10 protein-coding genes are annotated in these 13335 nt (G+C 68.6%); 7 read left to right on the forward strand and 3 right to left on the reverse strand.

Annotated features, from left to right (window positions below):
• The first annotated feature begins 4 nt into the window (after positions 1-4).
• The 6 genes from murD to ftsA are packed head-to-tail and all read left to right on the forward strand — an operon-like array spanning position 5 to position 7216.
• Positions 5-1432, forward strand: a complete 1428-nt coding sequence (gene murD / locus K2R93_05040) for a UDP-N-acetylmuramoyl-L-alanine--D-glutamate ligase (GenBank protein MBY0489184.1) — start codon at positions 5-7, stop codon at positions 1430-1432.
• Entirely contained in the window at positions 1429-2643 is a 1215-nt protein-coding gene (locus tag K2R93_05045; protein ID MBY0489185.1) for a putative lipid II flippase FtsW, read from the forward strand. The genes murD and K2R93_05045 overlap by 4 nt, the downstream gene beginning before the upstream one ends.
• Positions 2640-3761: a glycosyltransferase gene (locus K2R93_05050; GenBank protein MBY0489186.1), complete on the forward strand. Its 1122-nt coding sequence runs from the start codon at positions 2640-2642 to the stop codon at positions 3759-3761. The genes K2R93_05045 and K2R93_05050 overlap by 4 nt, the downstream gene beginning before the upstream one ends.
• 1 nt (position 3762) lies before the next feature.
• Positions 3763-5169: a UDP-N-acetylmuramate--L-alanine ligase gene (murC, locus tag K2R93_05055; GenBank protein MBY0489187.1), complete on the forward strand. Its 1407-nt coding sequence runs from the start codon at positions 3763-3765 to the stop codon at positions 5167-5169.
• A 35-nt stretch (positions 5170-5204) separates the two neighbouring features.
• Positions 5205-5966 (forward strand): FtsQ-type POTRA domain-containing protein, encoded by a 762-nt coding sequence (locus K2R93_05060; protein ID MBY0489188.1) that lies wholly within the window; start codon positions 5205-5207, stop codon positions 5964-5966.
• The gene (gene ftsA, locus K2R93_05065) at positions 5963-7216 is read left to right on the forward strand and encodes a cell division protein FtsA (GenBank protein MBY0489189.1); all 1254 of its coding nucleotides are present in this window, start codon (positions 5963-5965) and stop codon (positions 7214-7216) included. Before K2R93_05060 ends, ftsA begins: the two co-directional genes overlap by 4 nt.
• Before the next feature lie 23 nt (positions 7217-7239).
• On the opposite strand, the gene K2R93_05070 is transcribed toward ftsA, so the two are convergent.
• Positions 7240-7941, reverse strand: a complete 702-nt coding sequence (locus K2R93_05070; protein MBY0489190.1) for a response regulator transcription factor — start codon at positions 7939-7941, stop codon at positions 7240-7242.
• Entirely contained in the window at positions 7938-9191 is a 1254-nt protein-coding gene (locus K2R93_05075) for a HAMP domain-containing histidine kinase (GenBank protein ID MBY0489191.1), read from the reverse strand. The genes K2R93_05070 and K2R93_05075 overlap by 4 nt, the downstream gene beginning before the upstream one ends.
• 219 nt (positions 9192-9410) lie before the next feature.
• Between K2R93_05075 and K2R93_05080 the strand changes: the two genes are divergently transcribed.
• Positions 9411-12281: a hypothetical protein gene (locus K2R93_05080; GenBank protein MBY0489192.1), complete on the forward strand. Its 2871-nt coding sequence runs from the start codon at positions 9411-9413 to the stop codon at positions 12279-12281.
• Positions 12282-12484: 203 nt separating this feature from the next.
• On the opposite strand, the gene K2R93_05085 is transcribed toward K2R93_05080, so the two are convergent.
• Entirely contained in the window at positions 12485-13162 is a 678-nt protein-coding gene (locus tag K2R93_05085) for a ceramidase (GenBank protein MBY0489193.1), read from the reverse strand.
• Positions 13163-13335 lie beyond the last annotated feature (173 nt).

Below are 13335 nucleotides of genomic sequence, written 5' to 3' on the forward strand. Positions count from 1 at the left end.
TCCCATGACTGCGCGCACCTCGCACGAAACCGCCGCCCTGGTGGCGCGTCGCCTCGCGGAACGGCAGGGCGAATTTGCGGTGATCGGCCTCGGGCGCAGCGGGGTGGCCGCCAGCCGCCTGCTGCGGCGCGCCGGCCTCACGGTGTACGCCTCGGATGCGGGCTCCAGTGAGGCCGTCCGCACGGCGGCGCGCGAGCTCGACGCCATCGGGGCGGGGGTGGATGTCGGGGCGCACAATCTCGCGCGCATCCGCGAAGCCAGTGTGGTGGTGGTGAGCCCGGGCGTACCGCCCACCGCGCCACCGTTGCAGGCGGCGGCTGAGGCGGGCGTGCCGGTGGTGAGCGAGATCGAGATCGCGTTGCGCCTGCTCCCCGCGCTCCGCTACCTGGCGGTGACCGGGACCAACGGCAAGACGACGACCACCGCGCTGATGGGGCATCTGCTCCGCGCGTTGGGCGTCGATGCGGCGGATGTCGGCAACATCGGCACGCCGGTCGCCGAGCTGGCGCTGCGCGACACGCCGCCCGCCTGGGCGGCGCTCGAAGTCTCGAGCTTTCAGCTGCACGACACGCCGGGCATCCTGCCCACGGTTGGCGTCCTGACCACGCTGAGCCCCGATCATCTCGATCGGTATGCCGGAGTGGCCGAATACTACGCCGACAAGAAGCTGCTCTTCGCGAACGCGACCAGCACCTCGCAGTGGGTCACGACGGCCGACAACACCGACGTGCACGAACTCATTCGCGGCGTCCCGGGGCAGTGGAGCCATTTTTCCGTGGTCCGCCGTGATGTGGAGGCGTATCTCGACCGTGATGCCGGCCAGCTGGTGGTCCTCGGGGCGCCGTTCATGCCGCGCGCCGACGTCGGTCTGGCGGGTGATCACAACGTGGCCAATGTGCTCGCCGCCGTGCTCGCGGTGATGCTCGCCGACCCGGCGTTCCGGACGCCCGCGGCGCGCGTGACGCTCGCGCAGGCGGTGCGCACCTTCCGGGCGCCGCCGCATCGGCTGGAGCCGGTGGTGGATCGGGGCGGCATTCTGTGGCTCAACGATTCCAAGGCGACCAACGTGGCCAGCACGCAGGTCGCGATCGCCGGCATGACGCGCCCCACCGTGCTGCTGCTCGGCGGGCGGCACAAGGGTGAGCCGTATACGGCGTTGCTGCCGGACATTCGCCGCATCGTGAAGCGCGTGATCGCGTATGGCGAGGCGGCGCCCCTGATCGAGGCCGATCTCGCTGAACCGTTGGGCACGGCGGTGCCGGTCCAGCGCATCGCCTCCTCGCGCTTTGTTGATGTCATGACCGCCGCCCGCGCGGCTGCCGCGCCGGGGGATGTGGTCCTCCTGTCACCGGCGTGCTCGAGCTACGACATGTTCAAGAACTACGAAGAGCGCGGCCGCGAATTCGCGCGGCTCGCCGGCGGTGGCGTATGACGACCGCCGCGCGACCGATGGCGGCCCGTCCGATCGCGATGGCCGGCACCCGCGAGCGCTGGCGCATGGGCGTGGAAGCCCGCGCGCTGATGCTCGTCACGGCGGTCCTCGTCTGCTTTGGCCTCGCGGTGCTGTTCAGTGCGAGCGCGCTGCAGGCGGTGAATCAGAATCAGCCCGGGTATTTCTACGCGCTGCGCCAGGCCACTGGCGTGGCCGTCGGTATCGTCGCCTTTGCGGTGCTCGCCAAAATGGATGCGGAGAAGTGGAAGCAGTACGCGTGGCCCATCATGGGGCTCAGCCTGTTTCTCATGCTGCTCATCATTCTGCCCTTCACCAAGTCCATCGCGCCCGTCAAGCTCGGCGCGCGGCGCTACCTGCTCGGCGGGTCCATGCAGCCGAGCGAACTCGCGAAGTTCGCGATTCTGGTGTGGTGCCCCATGCTGCTGGTCAAGAAGGGCGAAGCGGTGAAGCAGATCGGCAAGGGGTTGCTCCCGTTCGTCACCGTGGTCGGCTCGCTCAGTGTGCTGGCGGCTCTGGAACCCGATCTGTCGGTGGCGATGACGTTCTGCCTGTTGATGGCGGTGCTGCTCTTCGTGGGGGGCGCCAAGGTGTCGCACTTCCTGCTGTTCGGCGCGGTCGGGCTGCTCCTCGTGGGCATTCAGGCCTATCAGAGCACGTATGTGCGAGAGCGCGTGAAAGTGTTCCTGCAGGGCGGCGCGACCGAAAGGGCCAAGCGTGACCCGAAGGATGATCAGCAGTATCAGTCGCTGGTCGCGGTGGGTTCGGGCGGCGCGTTGGGGGTCGGCTTCGGGCAGGGCAATCAGCAACGGGGCTGGCTGCCGCTCGCCTACAACGACTTTATCGGCTCCATTATCGGGGAAGAATTCGGCTTCCTCGGTCTCGCGGGCATCACTGTGGCGTTCGCGCTCTACGGCTGGCTCGGGTTCCGTATTGCCCGGCAGGCGCGAAGTCCGTACACCGCACTGCTCGCGGTGGGCCTCACCTTTACCACGGTGTTCACCGCGTTCGTGCATCTCGGCGTGGTGATTCGCCTGTTGCCGAACACCGGGCTCACGCTGCCGTTCGTGAGTTATGGTCGTTCGAATCTGCTGCTCACGCTGGCCATGACCGGGATTCTCGTGAACATCGGCAGTGAGCGCGAAGTCGTGTACGGCACCAACGCCACCGATCCACTCGGCACGACCGCGTGAGTCGCGTTCGGCTGTTCTTTGCGGGCGGTGGGACGGGCGGGCACCTGTATCCGGGGCTCGCCATCGCGCGCGCCTGCGTGCGCCTGTCGCCGCGCGTTGATCCGTACTTCATTGGCGCACAGCGCGGCATCGAACGGGATGTGCTGCCGACCACGGAGTTCGAGCATACACTGCTCGACCTGCATCCACTCTACCGCCGCACGCCCTGGCAGAACTGGAAGACGATCGCCGGGGCGGTCAGCGCGTGGCGTGCCATCTCCCGCCTCGCGAGCGGTGATCCGCCGCGTGGGGTGGTCGGTACCGGGGGGTATGCTGCCGGCGTCGCGCTGGCGTGGGCGCGCGCGCATGGCGTGGCCACAATGCTCTTCGAAGCCGACAGTCACCCCGGACTCACGACCCGCGCCTTCTCCACGGGGGCCAAGTCGCTCTTTCTCGGCTTTCCCGAGGCGACTGCGCGCCTGACCGCGGGTCCCGAAACCGCGGTGATGCCCTTCGGTTGCCCCATCGAGCCCCCGCCGGCGGTCCGTCGGTCGCGCGCCGAACTCCGCGCGCAGTGGGCCCTCCCGGCCGACGCGTTTGTGGTGCTGCTCTTTGGCGGCAGTCAGGGCGCGCGGGCGCTCAACGAGGCCATGGCGGCGTGGATCGCGCAGGGGCTCCCCGAGGGCGTCGCCGTGATCTGGGGGACCGGCAAGCAGCAGGCGGCCGCGTACCTTGATCGTGAGAGCGCGACGGTACGCGTGCGGCCCTATCTCGCGCCGATCGCCGATGCGTACGCGGCGGCGGACCTGGCCATTACGCGCGCCGGTGCCATGTCTATCGCCGAGCTGTGCGCCTGGCACGTGCCCACGGTGCTCGTCCCATTGCCGACGGCTGCGCAGGATCATCAGGCGCACAATGCCCGCGCCACGGCGGCGGCGGGGGCGGCGGTGCACTTGCCGCAACACGAACTGTCGGCCGCTCGCCTCGATGCCATCGTGCGCGAGCTGCGGGCCGACCCGGCGCGGCTCGAGGCCATGCGCACCGCGGCCGCGGCCCGGGCCAATCCCGACGCCGCCGAACGCATCGCGCACGCCATTCTCGACCGGCTGGGAGTTGCGGCCGCTGACCATATTTCCTGACATGACTGCGTCGCCCTCGCCCATTCTGCTCAACCCCGCCGATCCGCGCCCGGTGCACTTCGTGGGCATCGCCGGCGCGGGGATGAGCGCGCTCGCCGAACTGCTGGCGCGTCGCGGCGTCGCCATTCAGGGGACCGACGCGAATCCGACCGGCGCCCCCGATCTCGCGCGCTACGGCATCACGGTCTCGGCGCACGATGCCAGCATGGTCGCGCAGGCGCGGGCTCTGGTGTATTCGTCGGCGATTCCCGCCACGCATCCGGAGATGGTGGCGGCGCGCGCACTCGGTATCCCGGTGGTGCGCCGCGCCGAAGCGCTGGCCGAAGCGGTGAGCGGCGGGTCGCTGGTCGGCATCGCCGGCACGCATGGCAAGACCACCACCACGGTGATGACTACCGAAGCGCTCGCGGCCGCCGGACGTGATCCGACGGGCGTGGTGGGCGGGCGCGTCGGGCTGTGGGGCGGCAACCTGCGGCTGGGGGGCACGACGTACGTCGTCGAAGCCGACGAGTACGACCGCTCGTTTCTGGCGCTGACGCCGGAAGTCGCCGTGGTCCTCAATGTCGAGGCCGATCACCTCGACATTTATCGCGACCTCGACGACATCACGCGCACCTTCGAACAGTATCTGCAACCGGCACGCACGCTGGTGCGCTGCGCCGACGACGCCGGCGCCATGCATCTGCGCGTGGCGGCGAGTCGCGAGGTGATCGCCTACAGCGCCACCACGCCGGGGCAGGCGCCAAGTGCCGGCGCCGCCGATGCGCGCCTCGTGGCCGATGCGCTCGTGCTCGATCCCAGTGGCTCGCGCTTCGTGGTGCGCTTCGATGGCGACGCCCTCGGCGAGGTGCAACTCGCCGTGCCCGGCGTTCACAACGTCCGCAACGCGCTGGCGGCGATCGGCGTGGGGCTCGCCTTCGGGCTCACTGTGCCGGCGATGGCGCCGGGATTGGCGGCGTTTCGCGGCGTCGAACGTCGCTTTCAGCGACTGGGGCACGCGCGCGAGATCGAGGTGGTGGATGACTATGCCCATCATCCCACCGAAGTGCAGGCCACGATTGCCGCCGCCCGTCATGCGTTCCCGGGGCGTCGCCTCGTGCTCGTGTTTCAGCCGCATCTCTACTCCCGCACGCGCGATCTGCAGGCGGAGTTCGCCGACGCGCTCGGCTCGGCGGATGTCCTGCTCCTCTGCGACATCTACGGCGCCCGTGAGGCGCCGGAGCCTGGCGTGACCGCCGATCTCATTGGCGATCGGATCACCACCGGTGCGCTGGCGTGGCGAGGCCCGCGGAGTGCTGCGGCCGCCCACCTCGCCTCGATCGTACAGCCCGGTGATGTCGTGCTCACGATGGGCGCTGGTGACATCACCAAGACGGGCCCCGAGCTGTTGGAGCGGCTCCGCGCGTGAGGCACCCCCTGATGCGTGCGCGCCGGGTGGTGTAGATGGCCACCGGCGTGATCGACGCCCGCTCGCCCGAGGAGGCCACCGTGACGGTCCCGCGTGAACCGCGGGAGCGGCCGCGGTGGCTCCGGCTCGTGCGCCTCTCGGCCGCCGTCGTGGCCGTGGTGGCGGTAGCCACCTCGCCCTGGTGGGGGCCGCGGGCGCTGTCGCGACTTGATTACTTCCACGTCCGGCGGGTGGAGTTCTTTGGCGTGCGCTACGCCAAAACCTCCGAGCTGCTCGCCTTGCTCCACGTGGACACCCTGCAGTCGGTCTGGCAGCCCCTGGAGCCGCTGGCGCAGCGACTGCAGGCGCACCCGCTGGTGCGCACGGTCGAGGTGGACCGCGAACTGCCCGGGCGGCTGTCGGTGCACGTGGTGGAGCGGGAGCCGGCGGCATTGGTGCCGGGTGACGGGCGGCTGCAGCCCGCGGACGCCGCCGGCCATCTGTTGCCGATCGATCCGGTCCGGGTGCCCCTCGATCTGCCGCTGGCGGCCCAGTCCGACAGTGCGCTGCTGGCGGTGCTCGATGCCCTCCGGCAGTCGGCCCCGGAGCTGTACGGGCGGATCGTGCAGGCGGAGCGCGTGGGCAAGGAGGAGCTCCGCTTCCGCCTTGGCACCCTGATCGTCCGGACGACCCCCGACGTGACCGTGGCCCGCTTCAAGGACATATTACCCGTGGAAGCCGACCTCACGCGGAATGCGTTGCGCGTGGTCGAGCTCGATCTGCGCTTCCGTGACCAGGTGATCGCCCGCCAGCCATGAGTTCCGAACCCATCGTCGCCGCCCTCGACATTGGCACCGCCCACACGACGGCCCTCGTGGCCACCGTGCACGGCGATCTGCCGCGCGCCCCGCGCGTGAAGGTGCTCGGGGTGGGGCAGAGCCGGACCATGGGGCTCCGCCGGGGCACCGTGTCGGATATCGAGGAGGCTACGCGCTCCATCCGCGCCGCCGTCGAAGAAGCGGTGCGCAATGCGGGCGTGCAGCCCGACGGGCTCTACGTGGGCATCGCCGGCGAGCACGTGCGCGCGGTGAACGAGCGCGGCGTCGTGGCCATCAGCGGCGATGAAATCACGCGCGCCGATGTGGACCGGGTGAACGAGGTGTCGCGCGCCATGACCATTCCGCAGGATCGCGAGCTGCTGCATGCGATTCCGCAGGAATACACGGTGGACAAGGCCGACGGCATCCGCGATCCCGTCGGCATGATCGGCACGCGTCTCGAGACGGAGATGTATCTCGTCACGATCGGCAGCGCGCCGGCGATGAATCTGCGCAAGGCCATCGAGCGCGCGGGCTATCGCACGCGGGAGCTCGTGCTCGAGCCGCTCGCCAGTGCGCTGGCCGTGCTCTCCGAAGAAGAGAAGGAACTGGGCGTCGTGCTCCTTGAACTCGGCGCCGGCACCACCGATCTCGCGGTGTTCCATGAGGGGAAGATCCGCCATCTCGGTTCGTTCCCGTACGGCGGGCACACGGTCACGAGCGATCTCGTGCAGGGGTTGGGCATCACGCAGCATGATGCCGAACTGCTCAAGGAAGCGTATGGCTGTGCCTACGAGCCGCTCGTCGATCCGTCGCAGGTCATCGCCATGCCGCCCTCGGGCAATCACGGCGAGCGCCATCTGTCGCGTGAGCTGATGACGCACATCATCCATCAGCGCATGGATGAGATCTTCGACAAGGTGCAGCGCAACGTGCATCAGGCGGGCTTCACGGGCCGCCTCAATGCCGGTATCGTGCTCACCGGCGGCGGCGCGCAACTCGAAGGCATCACCGAACTCGCGCAGGACGTCTTCAGCATGGGTGTGCGCGTCGGCGTGCCGGGCGAAAAGCTCGATGGGCTGGTGGAGCAGGTCGCGAGCCCGTCGCATGCCACGGTGGCCGGACTCGCCCTGTACGGCGCGCATCGCGTGGCGCTGGGGGGCGTGGTGGCCCGCAAGACGACGCGCAGCGGTGCCGGCGTGGATAAGCTCGCGGGCCGCGTGAAGACCTGGCTGCAGGATTTCTTCTGAGTCCCGCGTAGTTCCCGCCCGTCTCACCGCACCAGCCGATACCCCGTCTTCCGCACCGTCAGCAGGTGTCGTGGCTCCGCCGGATCCGCTTCGAGTTTGCGCCGCAGCTCCGCCATGTGCGTATCCACCGTGCGACTCACCACCGACTCGTCGTATCCCCACACCTCGCGGAGCAGGACGTCGCGGGTGACCACCTGACCCACGCGGCGCAGGAGGGCGGCGAGGAGATCGAACTCCTTGGGACGCAGCGGTACGTCGGCACCGGCGCGCTGCACGGTGCGGAGGGTGAGATCGATCGTGACATCGCCCAGCTGGTCCACCACGGCGGGCGGCGCCGAGCGGCGGCGACGCAGCAGTGCCTCGACGCGCGCCAGAAACTCGAGCAGCCCGAACGGCTTCGTCACGTAATCGTCGGCGCCGTCGCGCAGTCCGCGGACCTTGTCGGCCTCATCCCCCCGCGCGGTGAGAATCAGGACCGGCGCCTCGACGCCCCGCGCGCGCAACGTGCGGAGTACGGTGAGACCATCCATGCCGGGCAGCATCAGGTCGAGCACGATGCAATCCGGATGCTCGGTAGCCGCCAGTCGCAAGCCGTCTTCACCGGTCGGCGCCACCAGCACGCGATGCCCCTCGAACTCGAGATTGCTGCGCACACCGGCGGCGAGGAGGGCATTGTCCTCGATCACCAGCACCGTGGCCGTAGTGGGGAGCGCCATCGTCGTCACGAGGCCCCCTGCGCGGCGAGCGTGCTGGCCATGGGCAGCTCCACGACGAAGCGCGCGCCGCGCCCATCCCGCGCGACCGGTTCGCACGACACGCGCCCGCCCATCGCTTCGGTCAACGACCGCACGATCATCAGCCCCAGTCCGGCGCCTGTCGCTTCGCCTGCGCGACGCCCCTGGGTGAATGGCTGCCAAATGCGCCCCTGATCACCGGGCGCGATCCCCGGGCCTTCGTCTTCCACCGAGAGGCGGACATGCGCCGCGCGCGTCTCGACGCGGGCGGTAATGCGCTGCGCGCGTGGGCCATGTTTGACCGCGTTGTCGAGCAGGTTGAGGAGCACCTGCCGCACCGCGTCCGCATCGGCCAGCGCCACGGCGGCAACGGGCGCATGCACCGCAATCGCCACGTCGCTCGACTCGGCGAGCGGCGCGAACTGCCTGGCCGTGTCCTGCACCAACGTGTCTACGGCGACCGGCTCCTGTCGCAGCGCCGGCGGGCCCTGCTCGAGGCGCGTGAAGCGCAGCACGTTGTCCACCAGGCGCATCAGGCGCCGCGCTTCCTGCACGATGGCGCCCAGCGCGAGGGTGCGGTCGGCATCGCTCCGCGTGCGTCCGAGCTGCAGCGTTTCGGCAAAAAGCAGGATCTGGGCCAGCGGCGTGCGCAGCTCGTGCGACACCGCACTCGCAAAGGTGGAGCGCACGGAGCTCGCGACATGCTCGCGCCGCAAGCGCACGAGCAGCGCACCGCCAATGGTCGTGGTGATCGCGAGCAGCGCCACGACGAGCGCCATAAGAACCTGCGGGCCGACCGGCGCAAGCGCCACGCCGCCACGCTCCACCGCGCGGTTCACCACGAGCGTGCGGGAGACGCCCTGCACCTGCACGGGGCGGGTCACGAGGGCACCGGCAATGGCTTGGGTGATGACGGAGGCATCCACGATCCCCGTCGTGGTGGCAGCCGTGGGCATCGAATCCATCGCGACGTGCAGCCCCGTGCTGTCCGCGAGCGCCCGCAGATCGGGGCGCGAGGCCAGCGCGCCGGCCAGGGTGCCCCCCGACGTGACCAGCGGCGCGAGTTCGGCGACCACCACGCGCGCGGCCGCGCGCTGAAGTTGCATCGTCGCCTGTTGCTGCAGGCGCGCCAGCCCGAAACAGGCGAGCACCAGCCACAGGAGCAGGCCAACGGTGAGCGAGACCAGCACCGTGAAATCCGTGCCGGCCGAGCGGAACGCGCGGGAAGCGGGGACGAGCATCAGCAACTCCGGGCCAGAGGCGGGGCGCCCGACGCGCCCTCTGGTCAAGAATGCAGCGCCGGGCCGCCCCCGGAAGTGCGAATTGTCCGAATTCCGTCAGAACGAACTGAGGCGTCCCCTTGCCGAACGGCACTCCCGCCTGCTGCGTACTCTCAGGGTTCCCCCGCGTGGCGTGCGACTCGGCGCGCTGCGCTCCCATTCGCCCCTTGGAGCATTTCCGTGACCCTTGCCGGCAGCTTGCGGCGGACCGCGATCGGCGCCCTCGCCCTCGCCCCGTTGACCGTCTCGGCCCAGCAGCTTTCGCTGGATACCCGCGATCCCAACCAGAAGCAGGACTCCACCTACTTCAAGAGCTACCAGGAGTGGCTCGCGAATCCGAAGCACGGGAGCCCGCTGGTGGATCACCTGCCGCTGGCGGACGGGATTCCGACGCCGCGGGACGTGCTGGGCTATCACATCGGTGCGCCGCGCAAGCTCACCTACTACGCCGATCAGCTGAAGTACTACCGGGCGCTCGAGAAGGCGGCGCCCAAGCGCGTGAAGGTCGAGACCATCGGCAAGTCCGATGAGGGGCGTGAGCTGGTCGTGGTGTGGATCTCGAGCGAGGCCAACATGGCCAAGCTCGACCAGAACCGGAAAAACCTGGCGAAGATCGCCGATCCGCGCGGGATGACCGACGCGCAGGTCAAGACGCTGCTCGCGCAGACCAAGCCGCACTATCACCTCATGGGTGGGCTGCACAGCGGCGAGACCGGGCCGTCGGAAACGCTGATGGAGCTGGCGTACCGTCTCGTCGTCGAAAGCTCGCCCATTCTGAATCAGGTGCGTGACCAGCTCTACGTCTCCATCACTCCGGCGGCCGATGCCGACGGACGTGACCGGAACGTGGACTGGTTCTTCCGTGGCCTCGAGGCAGCGCCGGCGGCTGGCACGCCGGGCGGCGGTGGCTTCGGCGGCGGTGGCGTGCCGTACTGGGGCAAGTACGTGTACCACGACAACAATCGCGACATCAACATCAAGCTCCAGCAGATGCGCGCGATCATCGATTGGTATTTCACGGCGTATCCGCCAATCATGCACGACCTGCATGAGGCGCAGCCGCTCATGTACACGTACACGGGTGGCCCGCCGCAGAACCCGAATCTGGATCCGATCCTCTTTGCCGAGCTCCCCTGGTTTGGCAACTGGGAACTCGCGCAGATGACGAAGTGGGGCATGCCGGGCGTCTACACGCACGCCTTCATGGACGGCTGGTCGCCTGGCTACCTCGGCTCGGTCGCCTACAATCACAACGGGCTCATGAAGATGTACGAGACCCAGAGTGGTCGTGACCTCGACAGCGCGGCCATGGCAGCGGCGCGGCGCGGTGAAGCCCCGAGCGCCGGTGGCCCCGGCGGTGGTGGTGGCTTTGGCGGCGGGCGTGGTGGCGCTGTGCCGACCGGCCGCGGCGGCGCGCAGGACCGCGAGTGGTACCGTGGCAATCCGATCGGCTTCAACGACATGGCCACGTTTACCCGACGCTCGAACGCGAACTACATGCAGAGTGGCGTGATCTCCGCCTTGCAGCTGGCGAGCATGTTCCCGCAGACCGTGCTCGAGAACTTCTACATCAAGACGAAGAACAGCATCGAGGAAGGGAAGACCAAGGCGCCGTACGGCTTCGTCATCCCGGTGCAGAAGGACATGACGCGCGTCGCCGAATTCGTAAACCTGCTGCGCGTGCAGCGCATCGAGATCGGGCAGGCGACGGCGCCGGTGAAGGTCGGCAACACCACCTATCCGGCCGGCTCGTACGTCATCAAGCGCGACCAGCCGTACGGCCGCTTGGCGAAGAATCTGATCGAGCGGCAGCAGTATCCCGATGCGCGCCTCAACACGTACGACGACAGTGGCTGGTCGATGGGCCTCGCCATGAACGTCGATGTGGTGGAGGTCGCCGACAAGAGCATCCTGGCGGCGCCCACCACGCCCGTCGACAAGATCGTCCTCAAGGGCACGGTGAAGGGCACGAGTGGCAACACCATCGCCGTGGCGCATCTTGGCTCCAACAACATGGTCGCCTTCCGCTATCTGCTGAAGAGCATTCCCATGAAGGTCGCCGAGAAGAGCTTTGCCGCGGGCGACACGACGTATCCCGCCGGGTCATTCCTCATCGAGGCCAAGCACGCCACGGTGGTTCGCAAGCTGGTCGATTCGCTCGGCCTCACGGCGACCTATCTGGCCAGCGCCCCCACCGTGGCCACGCACGACGCCGACGTGCCGCGTGTGGCGATCTACTCGCAGTGGAGCGGGACGCAGAACCTGGGCTGGTACCGCCTGACCTTCGACGAGTTCAAGATCCCGTACGACCTGATCTACAAGGAACGCGTTGTGCTGGGGAACCTGAAGAAGGACTACGACGTGATCCTCGTGGCCGAGCAGCCGCTCGGGAAGACGCAGGTCATGCAGGCCCCTGCGTCGCGCGCCGTGCCGTACGTGAAGAGCGACAAGTACAAGTTCCTCGGCATGTACGGAGAATCGAAGGACATCACCGGCGGCTTCGGTCAGCCGGGCGTCGATGCGTTCGCAAGCTTCCTCGAAGCCGGTGGCACGTTGATCGCCGTGGGCGAAAGCGCGCGGTTGCCGATTGAATTCGGCTGGGCGCGCACGGTCGATAAGACGAACGTCCCCGGGCTCACGGCGCAGCGGCCGCTGGTGGATGCGGAGATCACGCGCCCCGAACACCCGGTCTTCTACGGCTTCGGCAAGACCGTGATTCCCGTGAAGTACGTCGGCGGCACACCGTTCAAGGTCGGCATCGCCGACGAAGGCAACGTGCTCGCCAAGTACGTCGGTGGCGACAAGAGCGTGCTGTCAGGGCTCATGACCGGCGCCGACTCGCTGCGCAATCGGCCCTTCGCGGTGGACATCCCCAGCGCCGTGAAGGGGAAGGGGCGCGTGATCATGTTCGCCAACAACCCGATCTATCGGTGGCAGAACCACGGCGAGTTCAACATGATCTTCAACAGCATCATCAACTGGAACGACGCGGGGGCGGCCAAGGAAGAGAAGCCGGCCGTCACGAACACGCAGGTGCCGCGCGGGCGGTAGTGCGCGGGGCATGGCCAACGATGCAAACGGGCGCCTCCAAAGGGCGCCCGTTTTGTCGTCGGCAGCGATGACCATAAAAAAGTGCCACGCCCTTCACCACGCTCCGTCCCCAGGTCATGCACCGCCCTCTGGGATGCCTAGGATGACTGGGATGCCTGGTGACCTGCAGTTCTCTCACGCCTCACCGCTCACCTCTCACGATCTCACATCTCACGCCGTCGCTCCGCGACCGCCGAGAAGCGCGCCCAGGCCAGCCACGCCGCGACCGCCGACCCGATGTGCCAGAGCGCATGTCCCTGCAGCAGCGAGTCCGGCGTGCACCACCAGCGCAGCAGATCCAACGTCCAGATCACGAACGATGCGCCGAGCACGAGGAGGGCGGGCACGAGCGCGCGCCGTTCCGATGGCGTGGCCAGCAGCACCGTGCACATGACGAGAGCCGCGAAGACGTAGCGGCGGAGTTCCGGCACCAGCACCAGGCCGCTCAGCAACACGCTGTTCGCCAGCACATACAACACGGCGACGCGCCCGCTACGCCAGGCGAAACGGCGCGCGAGGATCGCGAGCACGAACCAGGTCACCACCAGATACATGCCGAGGACGTCGGCGGTCTGCGTGGCAAAGGTCAGCGTCGCGTGGAAGGCGAACGACGCCGCGCCCACGAGCAGGACGGCCAGCGCATAGAGGCGATCACCGCCGCCCCGGCTGCGCGCGAGCACCAGCAGCGCGACGCCCACGAAGGCCAGGTTGCTCAGCGCGTTGGATGGCTGGAGCAGGGGCCCGGCGTCCGGCGCGGTCCGCGGGGCCTCGCAGAAACAGTGATCGGGCCAGCAGCTGGCCGGGGAGACCGGCACGCCGGCGGGAGGCAAGAGATCGGGCACGTCGGGAATATGACGGGCGCATCAGACGGAGACATCACATCCGTGCGAGGCGCACATGTCAGCCGGTGCATCCAATGTCACGCGAGCGCGAAAACGGTGCCTGATGTGGATAACTCGCCACCCGAAAACGGACCGGCCCGGAGCGTGATGAAATCCGCCAAGTTGCGTCAAAT

Source organism: Gemmatimonadaceae bacterium, assembly GCA_019752115.1.
Lineage (GTDB): Bacteria > Gemmatimonadota > Gemmatimonadetes > Gemmatimonadales > Gemmatimonadaceae > Gemmatimonas.